This window comes from Pseudomonas sp. CAU 1711 (assembly GCF_039888625.1).
Lineage (GTDB): Bacteria > Pseudomonadota > Gammaproteobacteria > Pseudomonadales > Pseudomonadaceae > Aquipseudomonas.
The window spans coordinates 32,012-45,100 of record NZ_JBDQQT010000017.1 but is presented as its reverse complement, the minus strand read 5'-3'; the positions used below and the strand labels follow the sequence as shown (position 1 = coordinate 45,100).

General features: G+C 65.7%; 15 protein-coding genes. 4 read left to right on the top strand and 11 right to left on the bottom strand.

Features of this window, described 5'->3' with window-relative positions; genetic code table 11:
* Positions 1-10: 10 nt before the first annotated feature.
* From AAFN46_RS18015 to AAFN46_RS18005, 3 genes are all read right to left on the bottom strand, one after another.
* Entirely contained in the window at positions 11-1,078 is a 1,068-nt protein-coding gene (locus tag AAFN46_RS18015; RefSeq protein ID WP_347810077.1) for a phosphotransferase family protein, read from the bottom strand.
* Positions 1,079-1,277: 199 nt separating this feature from the next.
* The gene (locus AAFN46_RS18010; protein ID WP_347810076.1) at positions 1,278-1,592 is read right to left on the bottom strand and encodes an SCP2 sterol-binding domain-containing protein; all 315 of its coding nucleotides are present in this window, start codon (positions 1,590-1,592) and stop codon (positions 1,278-1,280) included.
* Positions 1,593-1,651: 59 nt separating this feature from the next.
* The gene (locus AAFN46_RS18005; RefSeq protein WP_347810075.1) at positions 1,652-2,362 is read right to left on the bottom strand and encodes a histidine phosphatase family protein; all 711 of its coding nucleotides are present in this window, start codon (positions 2,360-2,362) and stop codon (positions 1,652-1,654) included.
* Positions 2,363-2,566: 204 nt separating this feature from the next.
* Between AAFN46_RS18005 and sohB the strand changes: the two genes are divergently transcribed.
* Together sohB and AAFN46_RS17995 are read left to right on the top strand one after the other, a co-directional pair.
* Positions 2,567-3,589: a protease SohB gene (gene sohB, locus AAFN46_RS18000; RefSeq protein ID WP_347810074.1), complete on the top strand. Its 1,023-nt coding sequence runs from the start codon at positions 2,567-2,569 to the stop codon at positions 3,587-3,589.
* 9 nt (positions 3,590-3,598) lie between these two features.
* A complete protein-coding gene (locus AAFN46_RS17995) occupies positions 3,599-4,588 on the top strand; it encodes a YhdH/YhfP family quinone oxidoreductase (RefSeq protein WP_347810073.1) in 990 nt (329 codons plus the stop codon).
* Positions 4,589-4,605: 17 nt separating this feature from the next.
* Here the strand turns inward: AAFN46_RS17995 and AAFN46_RS17990 are convergent, their stop codons facing one another.
* Entirely contained in the window at positions 4,606-5,460 is an 855-nt protein-coding gene (locus AAFN46_RS17990; RefSeq protein ID WP_347810072.1) for an alpha/beta fold hydrolase, read from the bottom strand.
* A 17-nt stretch (positions 5,461-5,477) separates the two neighbouring features.
* Positions 5,478-5,915, bottom strand: coding sequence for a hotdog fold domain-containing protein (locus AAFN46_RS17985; protein ID WP_347810071.1), 438 nt, complete (start codon positions 5,913-5,915; stop codon positions 5,478-5,480).
* Between the two features lie 99 nt (positions 5,916-6,014).
* Between AAFN46_RS17985 and AAFN46_RS17980 the strand changes: the two genes are divergently transcribed.
* Entirely contained in the window at positions 6,015-6,593 is a 579-nt protein-coding gene (locus AAFN46_RS17980; protein WP_347810070.1) for a TetR/AcrR family transcriptional regulator, read from the top strand.
* A gap of 408 nt (positions 6,594-7,001) precedes the next feature.
* Positions 7,002-8,678 (top strand): DEAD/DEAH box helicase, encoded by a 1,677-nt coding sequence (locus AAFN46_RS17975; protein ID WP_347810069.1) that lies wholly within the window; start codon positions 7,002-7,004, stop codon positions 8,676-8,678.
* A gap of 49 nt (positions 8,679-8,727) precedes the next feature.
* Here AAFN46_RS17975 and AAFN46_RS17970 read toward each other — a convergent pair whose 3' ends face one another.
* From AAFN46_RS17970 to AAFN46_RS17945, 6 genes are all read right to left on the bottom strand, one after another.
* Entirely contained in the window at positions 8,728-9,126 is a 399-nt protein-coding gene (locus AAFN46_RS17970) for a hypothetical protein (RefSeq protein ID WP_347810068.1), read from the bottom strand.
* Between the two features lie 73 nt (positions 9,127-9,199).
* The gene (locus AAFN46_RS17965; RefSeq protein WP_347810067.1) at positions 9,200-9,403 is read right to left on the bottom strand and encodes a hypothetical protein; all 204 of its coding nucleotides are present in this window, start codon (positions 9,401-9,403) and stop codon (positions 9,200-9,202) included.
* Between the two features lie 74 nt (positions 9,404-9,477).
* A complete protein-coding gene (locus AAFN46_RS17960; RefSeq protein WP_347810066.1) occupies positions 9,478-10,245 on the bottom strand; it encodes a class III extradiol ring-cleavage dioxygenase in 768 nt (255 codons plus the stop codon).
* A 101-nt stretch (positions 10,246-10,346) separates the two neighbouring features.
* Complete coding sequence (locus AAFN46_RS17955; RefSeq protein WP_347810065.1) at positions 10,347-11,570, bottom strand: PDC sensor domain-containing protein; 1,224 nt, start codon at positions 11,568-11,570, stop codon at positions 10,347-10,349.
* Positions 11,571-11,671: 101 nt separating this feature from the next.
* A complete protein-coding gene (gene htpX / locus AAFN46_RS17950) occupies positions 11,672-12,544 on the bottom strand; it encodes a protease HtpX (protein WP_347810064.1) in 873 nt (290 codons plus the stop codon).
* An 88-nt stretch (positions 12,545-12,632) separates the two neighbouring features.
* Positions 12,633-13,085 (bottom strand): hypothetical protein, encoded by a 453-nt coding sequence (locus AAFN46_RS17945; protein ID WP_347810063.1) that lies wholly within the window; start codon positions 13,083-13,085, stop codon positions 12,633-12,635.
* Between the last annotated feature and the right edge of the window lie 4 nt (positions 13,086-13,089).

Genomic DNA, 13,089 nt, shown 5'->3' with positions numbered 1-13,089 from the left:
CTGAGCCGGGTTAGAGGGTGGATTTGCCGATGACCTGCAAGGCGGCCTGCTCCAGCAGCTTGTTCATCATGATGAACTGGGCGAAGCGCTTGTCCTTGGTCTGGCCGTGGAAGAATCGGTAGTAGATCTGCTGCACGATGCCGGCCAGGCGGAACAGACCGTAGACGTAGTAGAAGTCGAAGTTGTCGATCTGGATGCCGGCGCGCTCGGCGTAGTAGTCGACGAACTCCTGGCGGGTCAGCATGCCCGGGGCGTTGCTCGGCTGACGGCGCATCAGCTGCATGGGCTGCGGGTCGTTCGCTTCGATCCAGTAGGCCAGGGTATTGCCCAGGTCCATCAGCGGGTCGCCGATGGTGGTCAGTTCCCAGTCCAGCACGCCGATGATCTGCATCGGGTTGGTCGGGTCGAGCAGCACGTTGTCGAAACGGTAGTCGTTGTGCACGATGCCCGGCTTGTGGTGGTCGGCCGGCATCTTCTCGCGCAGCCAGGCCTTGACCGGTTCCCAGGTTGGGGCATCCGGGGTCAGGGCCTTCTCGTAGCGGTCGCTCCAGCCTTCGATCTGGCGCTTCACGTAGCCTTCCGGCTTGCCCAGGTCGGCCAGGCCGCAGGCCTGGTAGTCGACGTTGTGCAGCTCGACCAGCTTGTCGATGAAGCTCTTGCACAGCTCGCGGGTCTGCTCGGCGCCGAGGTTCAGCTCGGCCGGCATGTCGCTGCGCAGGATGATGCCCTTGACCCGCTGCATCACGTAGAACTCGGCACCGATCACCGACTCGTCGGTGCAGTGCACGTAGGCCTTGGGGCAGTAAGGGAATCCGGCGTTGAGCTGGTTGAGGATGCGGTACTCGCGGCCCATGTCGTGGGCCGACTTGGCCTTGTGGCCGAAGGGCGGGCGGCGCAGGACGAACTCCTGCTGTGGGTATTCCAGCAGATAGGTGAGGTTGGAGGCGCCGCCGGGGAATTGGCTGATGCGCGGCGTACCGGTCAGGCCCGGGATATGCGCCTTCAGGTACGGGTCGATCTGCGCGGCATCGAGTTCCTCGCCTTCGCGGATACCGGTGGACTGGTCTGTCAGCGTCATGCTTATCCCTTCTGCTGATGATGGGGGCCACTAATCATTTGTTAATCTAATGGTGCTATCGAGTGAAGCACAGCTTTATAGATGCGGCTGTTGGCCGTCGATCAAGAGGCCTGATTGCCGTCCTGTGCCTGTGGACGGGCGAAAAAAAACCGGAGCCTGGGGCTCCGGTTCTGCTCTGCTTCGCGGTGTGCCCTGGGGCTTATACCGGGAACAGCTCGGCCAGCTTCATGGCCAGCATCATGTCGCCTTCGGCGCGCAACTTGCCGCCCATGAAGGCCTGCATGCCGTCGGTTTCGCCGCTGGCGATACCGGCCAGGGTGGCGCTGTCCATGATCAGGGTGACGTTGGCGTTGGCGTTGTCGCCCTGCTGCACGTCGCAGGTGCCGTCCTTGACGATCAGCGCGTAGTTCTCACCGTCTTCGATGTTGAACTGGAATACCAGATCCAGACCGGCAGCGGCGCTGGCGTTGAACTTGGACTGCATGGTGTTGATGATGTCGGCAACGGAGCTCATGGTTTCATCCTTTGTTATCGAGGGTCTCGCGGCCTTGCGGGCCGTTTGTGGGCCGGTACTCAGCGGTAGGTGATGAGTTCCGGGGCCTTCAACAGTTCCAGGTGCACACGGCTGTTGAAGGAAGCCAGGGTCGCCTCGCTGCCGCGAAATTGCAGGCGCGACAGCGAGGTGTTGACGATCTGCCAGTTGAGTTCGAAGGCCCTGTCCGCCGGCACGCCGGTGAGCAGGTGGAGCAGGGCGGTGATGGTGCCGCCGGAGGTGAACACGGCGATGTTCTGCTTGCTCTCGGCCTGGGCCAGCAGGCGCTTCAGGCCACCCTGCACCTGTGCGACGAAGCCCAGCCAGGTCTCGTGGCCCGGTTGATCATGTTCGCCGCTGAGCCAGCGGCGGATGATGCGGGCGAACAGGTGTTGGAAGGCGGCGCGGTTCTGCGCCGGGTTGCGCAGGATGTCCAGGGCGTCCGGCTCGTCCGGCAGCATGGCCGGCAGCAGGCCGCGAATCACAGCGTCGGCGTCGAATTCGTTGAAGGCCGGGTCCACTTCCAGCTCGGGGGCGTTCAGGCCTGCGGCGATGCAGCGTTGCAGTGTGGCGCTGGCGGTATGTTGCTGGCGGCGCAGGTTGCCGCTCAGGCAGCGATCGAAGCTGATGCCGAGCTGGGCCAGATGGTCGCCGAGCACTTCGGCCTGGCGCACGCCGAGCGGCGACAGCACGTCGTAGTCGTCGGCGCCGAAAGAGGCTTGGCCATGTCGAATCAGGTAGATGCTGCCCACGTCCGCGTTACCCGGCGGGTTGAAGTTTCGCGAGGGTAGGGGCTCGGCCGGGCCCCTGTCAACGAAAAAACATACGCTTGTTTGAATTCATTCGGGGTGCCGATATAGGGCGCTTCGCGGTTGGCCGGCCGGCGCCGGCGCCGTTATGCTTGAGGCGAGCGGGCGTCTGCATGGGGCCCGTGACAGGATAGACGAGGGGGAACTGTGGAGTTTCTGATGGATTACGCGGAGTTCCTGCTCCGCACCCTGACGGTAGTGGTCGCGATCATCGTGGTGCTGCTGACCGTCGCTGCGCTGCGTGGCAAGGGCCGCGGCAAGGGCCATGGCCAGCTGCAGGTGCAGCGGCTCAATGATTTCTACAAGGGTTTGCGCCAGCGCCTGGAGCACGAGTTGCTGGACAAGGCGCAGCTCAAGGCCCGGCGCAAGGCCGAGGCCAAGCAGGCCAAACAGGAGAAGAAGGAGGGGCAGGCCAAGCCGCGGGTGTTCGTGCTCGACTTCGACGGTGACATCAAGGCTTCGGCCACCGACAACCTGCGCCACGAGGTCACCGCGCTGCTGAGCTTGGCCAACGCCCAGGACGAGGTGGTGCTGCGCCTGGAGAGTGGCGGCGGCATGGTGCACGGCTACGGGCTGGCGGCGTCGCAGCTGGCGCGCATCCGCCAGGCCGGCGTGCCGCTGACCGTGTGTGTGGACAAGGTGGCGGCCAGCGGCGGCTACATGATGGCCTGTATCGGCGACAAGGTGCTGTCCGCGCCCTTCGCCATCCTCGGCTCCATCGGTGTGGTGGCGCAGCTGCCGAACCTGCACCGCCTGCTGAAGAAGCACGATATCGACTTCGAAGTGCTCACCGCCGGCGAATACAAGCGTACCCTGACAGTGTTCGGTGAAAACACCGAGAAGGGCCGGGAGAAGTTCCAGGAGGATCTGGAGACCACCCACGAGCTGTTCAAGAACTTCGTCGCGCGCTACCGGCCGCAGTTGCTGATCGACGAGATCGCCACCGGCGAGGTCTGGCTGGGCGTCTCGGCACTGAACAAACACCTGGTCGACGAGCTCAAGACCAGTGACGAATACCTGGCCGAGCGCGCCCGCGAGGCCGAGCTGTTCCACCTGCACTACGCGGAGAAGAAGAGCCTGCCGGAACGCTTCGGCCTGGCTGCCAGCGTCACCCTGGATCGCCTGCTGCTGAACTGGTGGAGCCGGCTCAATCAACAACGTTTCTGGTAGGAGTAAGCCATGACAGCCTTCAAGGCTCTGCTGGTCGACGAGGAGAACGGCGCCTTCGTGCCGCGCGTGGTCGAGCGGGCGCTGAGCGACCTGCCCGAGGGCGAGGTGCTGATTCGTGTGCGCTATAGCTCGCTGAACTACAAGGACGCCCTGTCCGCCAGCGGCAACCGCGGCGTGACCAAGAGCTACCCGCATACCCCCGGCATCGACGCCGCCGGGGTGGTCGAGCAGTCGAGCGTGGGCGAGTTCGCCGCCGGTGACGAGGTGATCATCACCGGCTACGACCTGGGCATGAACACCGCCGGCGGCTTCGGCCAGTACGTCCGTGTGCCGGCGGCCTGGGTGATCAAGCGGCCCAAGGGGCTGAGCCTGCGCGAGGCCATGCTGCTCGGCACCGCCGGCCTGACCGCTGCGCTGTGCGTGGACAAGCTGGAGCAGGCCGGCCTGACTCCTGCCGCCGGTCCGGTGCTGGTCACCGGCGCCACCGGTGGTGTCGGCAGCATCGCCGTGGCCCTGCTGGCGCGTCTCGGCTACAACGTCGCGGCTTCCACCGGCAAGGCCGGGCAGGGCGAGTTCCTGCGCCAGCTCGGTGCCCAGCAGATAGTGCCGCGCGAAGAGCTGCAGGAGGGCGCGGACAAGGCCATGCTCAAGGAGCGCTGGGCCGGCGCGGTGGATACCGTCGGCGGCGACATTCTGTTCAACGTGGTCAAGTCGCTGCGCTACGGCGCCAGCGCCGCCTGCTGCGGTCTGACCGCCGGCATGGGCTTCAAGGGCAACGTGGCGCCCTTCATCCTGCGCGGGGTCAACCTGCTGGGCGTGGACTCGGTCGAGCTGCCCCTGGTGGTCAAGGCCTCCATGTGGGACAAGCTGTCCCTGCAATGGAAACTCGGTAGCCTGGAGAGCCTGGCCGAGGAAGTGAGCCTGGAGCAGCTGCCCCAGGCCATCGCGCAGATCCTTGCCGGCAAGCTGGTCGGGCGGGTGCTGGTCAGCCTCGACTGAGCAGCCCCGGCCGTGGGTCAGCCCAGGTCAGGCAGCAGGTACCCCGTCCACAGCGAGTCGGCGAACTGGTTGCGGAAGAATCCGAAGTGACCGATGCGCTTCGCCCCGATGTCCTGTGGGGCGATGCGCTTGGCCGTCTGCGGCGCGCTGCGATAGAAGCCATGCAGCGACTCGGTATTGCGCCTGGACATCATCTCGTCGTCGGTGAACGAGATCGAGGTGATCGGGGTGCGCACCGCCGAGTAGGCAGCGCGGACTTCCGCCCCTTCGGCGCCCACCGAGTACTCCGGGTTCAGGCACCAGCGACGCCACTGTCTGATCACGCCGCGTGGCAGATCGCCGACCATGCCCAGACGGCGCCCCGGGAAGTAGCCGGCCAGTGGCGTCACCAGTGGGGCCACGCAGTACCAGAGCAACCAGGCCTTGTGGCGCAGGCTCCTGGTGTTTTCCCGCCAGTAGCCGCTGCCGGTGGCGATGGTGAAGGCGCGCCGGATGCGTTCGCTGCCCTGCACGAAAGGCAGGATCTGCCCACCCAGGCTATGGCCTATCCAATACACCGGCAGTTCGCCGGCGGCCTCGACGACCGCGTCGAGCATGACGCTGCAGTCGTGGCGGCCCCAGCCGATCACATCCACGTCCAGTGCGCGCAGGGAGCCGTTGCGGGAGAGCCCCATGCCCACGTAGTCGAAGGTCACGGCGAGGTAGCCGTGTTCGGCCAGCCAGCGGGCAAAGGCCTCGTAGAAGCGCTGCTCGACGCCCATGGCCGGGACGATCAGCACGGCGCCGCGTGCATCGCCTGGCGGCCGATACCAGTGGCTGGACAGGCTGTGCCCGTTGCCATTGTCCAGCGAGCGAGAAAGTGGGGTGATCATGATGAGCTCCGGATGAATCAGGCCTGACTGACGTACATGGTGATCTCGGCGCGCAGCACCGGGGTGTCCTCGACATAGGCCACTACCGGCACCTTCACGTCGCCGGCCTGGCTCCAGTCGATGGCGCTACCATCGGCCACGGCGCGCACGTCGCCCTTGGCCTTGGCCAGGTACTCCACCGTCATTCCGCGCGGAATCCAGCGGTAGCCGGTTGGGATGGAGGCATCGGTCATGGTGCCGGCGACCAGTTCGGCAGCGTTGCACAGGGCTATGGCGTGTACGGTGCCGAGGTGGTTGAGCACCTCGCGGCGTTTGGGGAAAGTCACCTCGGCATAGCCCGGGCGCAGCTCGACGAACTGCGGGGCGATGCTGGCGAAGTAGGGGGCGACCTGTCCGATCATGGTGCTGAACTGGGCGGGGCCGACCTGCTGGTACATCTGCATCATCTGACTCATGGGGGCTCCTGTGGATCATTGAAGAGAAGCGCGCGCCAGGCAGTATACGTATACTAGAAAACAATTCTAGAAAATTATTCTAATCTGATCGGAGAGCCCATGGCCCGTCGTTCCCGCAAGGACGAAATCCTCCAGGCCGCCCTGGCCTGCTTCACCGAGTTCGGGGTGGATGCCACCACCATCGAGATGATCCGCGACCGCTCCGGCGCCAGCATCGGCAGCCTCTACCATCATTTCGGCAACAAGGAGCGCATCATCGGCGCGCTGTACCTGGCCGGTACTGCCGAGTACGCGGCGTTGCTGGCCGAGGGTTTCGCCACCGCCGACAGTGCCGAGGCCTGCGTGCATCTGCTGGTGACCAGCTATGTCGACTGGGTGGTGGCCAACCCGGACTGGGCACGCTTCATCCTGCACAGCCGTGGGCGGGTCGAGGCCAGCGAGATGGGGGGGGAATTGCGCGAGGCCAATCGCATGCACTACCAGCGCATCCTCGATGCCCTGGCCGGTTACCGCGAGGAGGGGCTGTTTAAGGCCATGCCGGCCGACTGCTTCGCCTCGGTGATCATCGGCCCGGCCCACGACTTCGCCCGCAACTGGCTGGCCGGACGCACCCACACCGATCTGGCCGACTGCCGCGAGCTGCTGGCGCGGGTGGCTTGGGAGTCGGTGAGGGCCTAGTAGCCAGGTGCAATCCGGGTATTTCTCCCGGACTGCACAGGGATGCTGCACACGCCCATGCGCCCGTCCGGTGCCACCTTGCTAGGTTCGAGAGACGGTGCTGGGGCCTGGAGCAAGGGCTTCTTATGTCTAGTCATAATCGATTGCCCGGCTGATTGTTGTCCTTAGGCAAAAAACCTGCCCAATCTCTCGGAATTTCCTGTATGATCCGCGCCCGGCCAAAACGGCCCCGTCAATTCCACGAAGCGCCGCTTCGCTACTGGCCTGCCTTGCGGGCTACCCTTGACGTTTCATCCATCGCGAATTCGCAAACACCCGTCGATCGGCTGCCAGGGTGACCCACAAGGTCCTTCACGGCGCGCGCAGCCTTTGTTCCTGGGTCTTTGCGGATGCACATAGAGGCATACCATGACTCAGGAAACCGGCACCTTTGCCGATCTCGGCCTTCATCCTTCCATTCTTGCCGCCATCACCGCGGTGGGTTACGAAGAGCCGTCCCCCATTCAGGCCCAGTCGATCCCGGTGATCCTCGGTGGCCACGACATGATCGGCCAGGCCCAGACCGGCACCGGCAAGACCGCCGCCTTCGCCCTGCCGATCCTGTCCAAGCTCGACCCGGCCAAGCGCGAGCCGCAGGCGCTGATCCTGGCGCCGACCCGCGAGCTGGCCCTGCAGGTGGCCACCGCCTTCGAGACCTACTCCAAGCAGATGCCGGGCGTGAACGTGGTCGCCGTGTACGGCGGCGCCCCCATGGGCCCGCAGCTCAAGGCCCTGCGCATGGGCGCACAGATCATCGTCGCCACCCCGGGCCGCCTGGTCGATCACCTGGGCCGCAATGACCAGCTGCTGTCGACCATCCGCCACCTGGTGCTGGACGAGGCCGACGAGATGCTCAAGCTCGGCTTCATGGACGACCTGGAAGTGATCTTCCAGGCCATGCCGGAAAGCCGCCAGAGCGTGCTGTTCTCCGCCACCCTGCCGCACTCCATCCGCGAGATCGCCGAGAAGCACCTGCGCGAGCCCAAGCACGTCAAGATCGCGGCCAAGACCCAGACCGTGTCGCGCATCGAGCAGGCCCATTTGATGATCCACGCCGATCAGAAGATCAATGCCGTGACCCGCCTGCTGGAAGTCGAGGACTTCGACGCGCTGATCGCCTTCGTGCGCACCAAGCAGGCCACCCTGGACCTGGCCGCCGCCCTGGAAGCCAAGGGCTACAAGGCCGCCGCGCTGAACGGCGACATCGCCCAGAACCAGCGCGAGCGGGTGATCGAGTCGCTCAAGGATGGCCGCCTGGATATCGTGGTCGCTACCGATGTGGCCGCCCGCGGTATCGACGTGCCACGCATCACCCATGTACTCAACGTCGACATGCCCTATGACCCTGAGTCCTACGTACACCGCATCGGCCGTACCGGCCGTGCCGGTCGCGACGGCCGTGCCCTGCTGCTGGTGACACCGCGCGAGCGGCGCATGCTGCAGGTGATCGAGCGCGTCACCGGGCAGAAGGTCGGCGAGGTCAAGCTGCCGACGCCGCAGCAGGTGCTGGACGCACGCATCAAAAAGCTTACCGCCAGCCTGGCACCGCTGACTGCCGAGGCCGAAGCCAGCCACGGCGAGCTGCTCGACCGCCTGGTCGGCGACATCGGCTGCAGCCCGCGCGCCCTGGCCACAGCCTTACTCAAGCTTGCCACCAAGGGTCAGGCCCTGGACCTGGCCAGCGTCGAGCGCGAGCAGCCGCTGGTACCGACTGCCGGGCCGGCGCGTGAGCGCCGCGAGCGCGACGGTGAGCGCCCGGAGCGTGGCGAGCGCTCCGAGCGCCGGCCGATGGCCGCGCCGAGCGAAGGCAAGGTGCGCTGCCGCACCGCCCTGGGCGCACGCGACGGCATCGCCGCGAAGAACCTGCTGGGCGCCATCCTCAACGAGGGCAATCTGCAGCGCGATGCCATCGGTCGCATCCAGATCCGCGAGACCTTCAGCCTAGTCGAGCTGCCGGAAGACGGCCTGGATCGCCTGCTCGGCAAGCTCAAGGACACCCGCGTCGCCGGCAAGGCCCTGAAGCTGCGCCGCTACCGCGAGGACTGAGTCCTACGCCGCTGTGCCAAGAGCCCCGCCTGTGCGGGGCTCTTTCGTTTCAGCTTTCTTTCTGCCGCTCGATAAGCACCGCGATCGCCGCCAGTGCGATAGCCAGGCTGTAGGCGAACAGGCCCAGGTTGATGCCAAAGATCATCTTTTCCGAGCCGTCGGACAGCACCATGGAGCCGTCGTACTGGCCGCGCAGGGCATAGGCGAAGAGAAAGCCGCCGGTGACGAACAGGGTGAGCAGGCTGCTCAGGCGGATCTCGTTCCTGAACCACACCAGCCACAGGCTGAAGGCGCCCAGGGCGCAGTTGGTGACCAGCTGCCAGACTTCGTGCAAGCGCGCGTGGGGCGTCCACTGCGGGTTGAATACGTGACTGGCGTTGATCTCGAAGATCGGCACCGCCAGCGCGTAGAAGGCGATGCCGACGGTGATCAGGAGCTTGGCAAGCATGGCAACTGTCCCTGTCTCGAGGAAGGTGTCGCCACTCTAGCGGAAGGTGAAGCGTAGCGCCTGCGCGGGATGCTCAGGCGCTCCTCAGCTCCAGGTGCTCGCGCAGGTCGCGCAGATCGCAGGCGTCCTGATTGAGGCGGTGGATGACATTGAACAGCTGCTGCTTGAGCAGCTCGTCGCCGCTGCGCTCGGCGGCGCGCATCACCGCCAGGGCGGCGTCTTCGTTGTGGCTGGCCACCAGATCCAGGGTCTTGCGGATGTTTCGTGTCGCGCGCATTGATGCAGGCCTGTCGGAAAAACTGCGCGTACCTTATCCGCGGTGCGTTGCTTTTTTATTGCAGCGGCCTGGGCTCAGTCGAAGCGGTAGATGTCCATCCCCAGGGCGCCATAGGTGAAGCCACGGTGTACCAGGGTGAAGCGCTCGCCGGCGCCTAGGGCGAAGTACAACGGCAACAGGTGTTCCTCGCTGGGGTGGTTGCGCGCCGCGTGCGGCGCCTGGCGCCGGTAGTCGAGCAGCGCGGCGCGGTCGTCGGCCTGCAGCCTGTCCACCATCCAGTTGCGAAACTCGGCGGCCCAGGGTTCGATGACGTCTGGGCCGGCTTGCCAGTCCAGTTCGCCGAGGTTGTGGGTGATGCTGCCGGAGCCGACCAGTAATACACCTTGGTCGCGCAGCTCGCGCAGGGCCTGGCCGACGCGTAGCTGCAACTCGGGGCCGGCCTGGCTGGGCAGCGACAGCTGCAGCACGGGGATATCGGCCTGCGGGTACATCAGCCGCAGTGGCACCCAGGCGCCGTGGTCGCGCGGGCGCCGTTCGTCCAGCGCGGCGGGCAGCCCCGCGGCGGCGAGGAGCGAGGCCGCTCGTTCAGCCAGCTCGGGCGCGCCCGGGGCCGGGTACTGCACGGCATAGAGGGGCGCGGGAAAGCCGCCGAAGTCGTGCCAGGTAGTCGGCCAGGCCGCGCTGCCGAGCAACAGCTCGCGGCTCTCCCAGTGCGCGGAGACCACCAGCACGGCGCGCGGTCGCGGCAGGGCCGCGGCCAGCGCCGCGAGCGCGGGGCCGCTGGCGCCGGGTTCGAGGGCCAGCATGGGCGAGCCATGAGAGACGAAGAGGCTGGGCAGCATGGCGTTCTCCAGTGGGGGATGGCGCCATTGTCCTACGGAGAGGTCTCGATGAATAACGCAGCTTTCCCGTCGATTCTATCGAACTGCTCGATGAGTCTGCTTCAGGGCAGCAGGGTGCCGAACGCCACCTCGATATTGATGCCCAGGCTGATCACACCGAGCAGCTCGCCGCTCTTGGGGTCGTGCAGGGGCGCCGAGGCCTTGCTCTGGAAGCTCTGGGTGGAGCCGTCGTATTCGATGTCACTGATGTGTACCTGACCCGGAGACAGCGCGATGGCCACGCTGAAGTGCTCTTCGTCGGCCTGCCAGTAGTCGCTGGTCACCCGGCTCATGGCCAGCAGCTGGCCGCTGCGATCGCTGACGAACAGCTCGTTGAACAGTGGTCGGTACTGGCGGGCGATGCTTACCAGCAGGCGAGAGGGCTGGGTACGCTGCACCCGCTTGATCAGCGGCTTCTCTTCGAGGATGCGTTCGCGTAGCCACTGCCTGTCCAGCTCGCGGATGCGCTCCTCGCTGTTGCCCAGTTGCGCGCCGCTGCGCAGTGCCGTGAGCAGGTCGGGGTGGTAGGCCCAGCGTTGCAAGTGTTGCTTGACCAGCTGTTGCAGGTAGTTGCGTTCTCCGTCGCTCAGCGGCGTTGCGTCCGGGGCGCAGTTCTCCACCTGGCGATTGAAGGCCTTGAGGAAGTCCGGATGCTCGTCGAGAAAGGCGCGGGAGAAGTACACGCCCATCGGCGAGTAGCGCACGAAGCGCTGCAGCAGCGGGCGGCGCTTCGCATCGCTCTCGACCAGGCTGTTCATGGCCGAGCTGTCGGCCAGCAATAGGTCGATGCGCTCATGGTGCAGCAACTCCACCAGTTGTTTCAGGCGGGATGCCCGTTGCGTCACCGAGATACCGCGCGACTCCAGCCAGGTCAGGGCGTTGCTGCCGAGCACGCTGCCGATGCGCAGCCGAGGGTCCCAGACCGGTCGGTTGAGCATGTGCGGGTCGAGGGCGTACCAGTACCACTTCTCAATCAGTAGTGGCGCGGAGAGCTGCGCATAGCCGTCCACCTGGTTGTCCGGCGCCGAGCTGAAGAAGCCGTCGGCGAGGCGCCGGCTGACGTTCTGCCGGGCCCTGCTGAAGGAGGTCACCTGGATTCGGTAGGGTTGCTGCATGCGGCCGAAGATGCACTCGAGTACCTTGACCGACAGCCCGCTGAGTTCGCCATCCATGACCACCTGGTAGGGCTCTTCGGTGCTGGTATCGAGACGCACGGGCTCTGCCAGCTCCGCCCTGGCATTGCCAAGGGCGAGAAGCAGCAGACAGAGAGCGGGGATTCGTGGCATGCCGGCCTCATGGCACTGCGAGCGTTAGCTGCAGTCTAGTCCAGCCCAGAACGAGCGAAGGCGGCCCTGGGGCCGCCTTCGTGGAGTGCGCTTAGGCTGGCTCAACCGCGCTGGCGCAGGGCCTCGATGCGGTCTTCCAGCGGCGGGTGGCTCATCAGCAGACCGGCCAGGCCGTTCTTCAGGCCGCCGTTGATGCCGAAGGCGGTCATGCTGCTGGGCATCTGCACCGGTACGCCCTGTTCGGCGCGCAGGCGCTGCAGGGCGGCGATCATGGCGCCGGTGCCAGCCAGGTGGGCGCCGGCCTCGTCGGCCTTGAACTCGCGGCGACGGGAGAACCACATGACGATGATGCTGGCCAGGATGCCCAGCACCAGCTCGGCGAAGATGGTCGCCAGCATGTAGCCGATACCCGGGCCGTCCTCGTTCTTCAGGATGACCTTGTCGACGAAGTTGCCGAAGATGCGCGCGAAGAACATCACGAAGGTGTTCACCACGCCCTGGATCATGGCCAGGGTGACCATGTCGCCGTTGGCCACGTGGCCGATCTCGTGGGCCAGCACCGCCTTCACCTCATCGGGCGAGAAGCGTTCCAGCAGGCCCTGGCTGACGGCCACCAGGGCGTCGTTGCGGTTCCAGCCGGTGGCGAAGGCGTTGGACTCGTAGGCCGGGAAGATGCCCACTTCCGGCATCCTGATGCCGGCCTCGCGGGACAGCTCCTCGACGGTCTGCAACAGCCACTGCTCGTGGCGGGTGCGCGGCTGGGTGATGATCTCGGTACCGGTGCTCATCTTCGCCATCCACTTGGACAGGAACAGCGAGATGAAGGAGCCGACGAAGCCGAATACGGCGCAGAAGACCAGCAGGCTGCCGTAGTTCTGGCCGGTGAAACGATCGACCCCGAGCAGTTTCAGGGTGACGCTGGCGATCAGCAGCACCGCCAGGTTGGTAGCCAGGAACAGCACGATACGCATCATGGTTTAAAGCTTCTCCTCAGGCGAGAGACGGTCTAAGTATGCGAGCTATATAAGGTTGGCCCGCGACCGCTTCAACCGAGGCACTATTTCAAACTATGTCGCTTGCCGGGTTCAGGCTGCTCTCGAACAGCAGGCGGGCGAGGCGCGCGGTACGCTCGCCGTTGTGCTGAGCCAGGGCCTCGCGCAGCTGCCAGGCGAGGGTGGCCTGCACCCTGCGCACGCTGGGCGGCAGGGCCTCGCCGGCGGGCAGGGCGTGGGGCACGCCGCGCGACAGGCGCATAAAGCCCTTCTCGGTCAGTACCGCCTGGTCCAGGGCATCGTAGGCGATGGTCGAGTCGAAGCGGATGTAGCCTTCCTCGGCCAGCCACAGCAGGGCGCCCAGACAGGCCTGGTGGCGCTTGCTGGGCAGGCCGAACTCGTCGGGCTCCTCGCGGCCGATCAGGTCTTCCACATAGAGTGCCAGTTTGCGTGGGAAGGCCTGATAGAGCATCAGCATGCCGGCGGCGGCATCCTTGTAGAACTCGTCGATCTGCAGGTCCATGCCC

What these genes read in the sequence shown, in the direction of transcription:
- AAFN46_RS17975 (WP_347810069.1), top strand. Translation starts at nt 7,002, where the DNA reads ATGACTCAGGAAACCGGCACCTTTGCCGATCTCGGCCTTCATCCTTCC.
- AAFN46_RS17945 (WP_347810063.1), bottom strand. Translation starts at nt 13,085, where the DNA reads ATGGACCTGCAGATCGACGAGTTCTACAAGGATGCCGCCGCCGGCATG.
- AAFN46_RS17995 (WP_347810073.1), top strand. Translation starts at nt 3,599, where the DNA reads ATGACAGCCTTCAAGGCTCTGCTGGTCGACGAGGAGAACGGCGCCTTC.
- AAFN46_RS17990 (WP_347810072.1), bottom strand. Translation starts at nt 5,460, where the DNA reads ATGATCACCCCACTTTCTCGCTCGCTGGACAATGGCAACGGGCACAGC.
- AAFN46_RS17955 (WP_347810065.1), bottom strand. Translation starts at nt 11,570, where the DNA reads ATGCCACGAATCCCCGCTCTCTGTCTGCTGCTTCTCGCCCTTGGCAAT.
- AAFN46_RS18015 (WP_347810077.1), bottom strand. Translation starts at nt 1,078, where the DNA reads ATGACGCTGACAGACCAGTCCACCGGTATCCGCGAAGGCGAGGAACTC.
- AAFN46_RS17960 (WP_347810066.1), bottom strand. Translation starts at nt 10,245, where the DNA reads ATGCTGCCCAGCCTCTTCGTCTCTCATGGCTCGCCCATGCTGGCCCTC.
- AAFN46_RS17965 (WP_347810067.1), bottom strand. Translation starts at nt 9,403, where the DNA reads ATGCGCGCGACACGAAACATCCGCAAGACCCTGGATCTGGTGGCCAGC.
- AAFN46_RS17980 (WP_347810070.1), top strand. Translation starts at nt 6,015, where the DNA reads ATGGCCCGTCGTTCCCGCAAGGACGAAATCCTCCAGGCCGCCCTGGCC.
- AAFN46_RS17970 (WP_347810068.1), bottom strand. Translation starts at nt 9,126, where the DNA reads ATGCTTGCCAAGCTCCTGATCACCGTCGGCATCGCCTTCTACGCGCTG.
- htpX (WP_347810064.1), bottom strand. Translation starts at nt 12,544, where the DNA reads ATGATGCGTATCGTGCTGTTCCTGGCTACCAACCTGGCGGTGCTGCTG.
- AAFN46_RS18010 (WP_347810076.1), bottom strand. Translation starts at nt 1,592, where the DNA reads ATGAGCTCCGTTGCCGACATCATCAACACCATGCAGTCCAAGTTCAAC.
- AAFN46_RS17985 (WP_347810071.1), bottom strand. Translation starts at nt 5,915, where the DNA reads ATGAGTCAGATGATGCAGATGTACCAGCAGGTCGGCCCCGCCCAGTTC.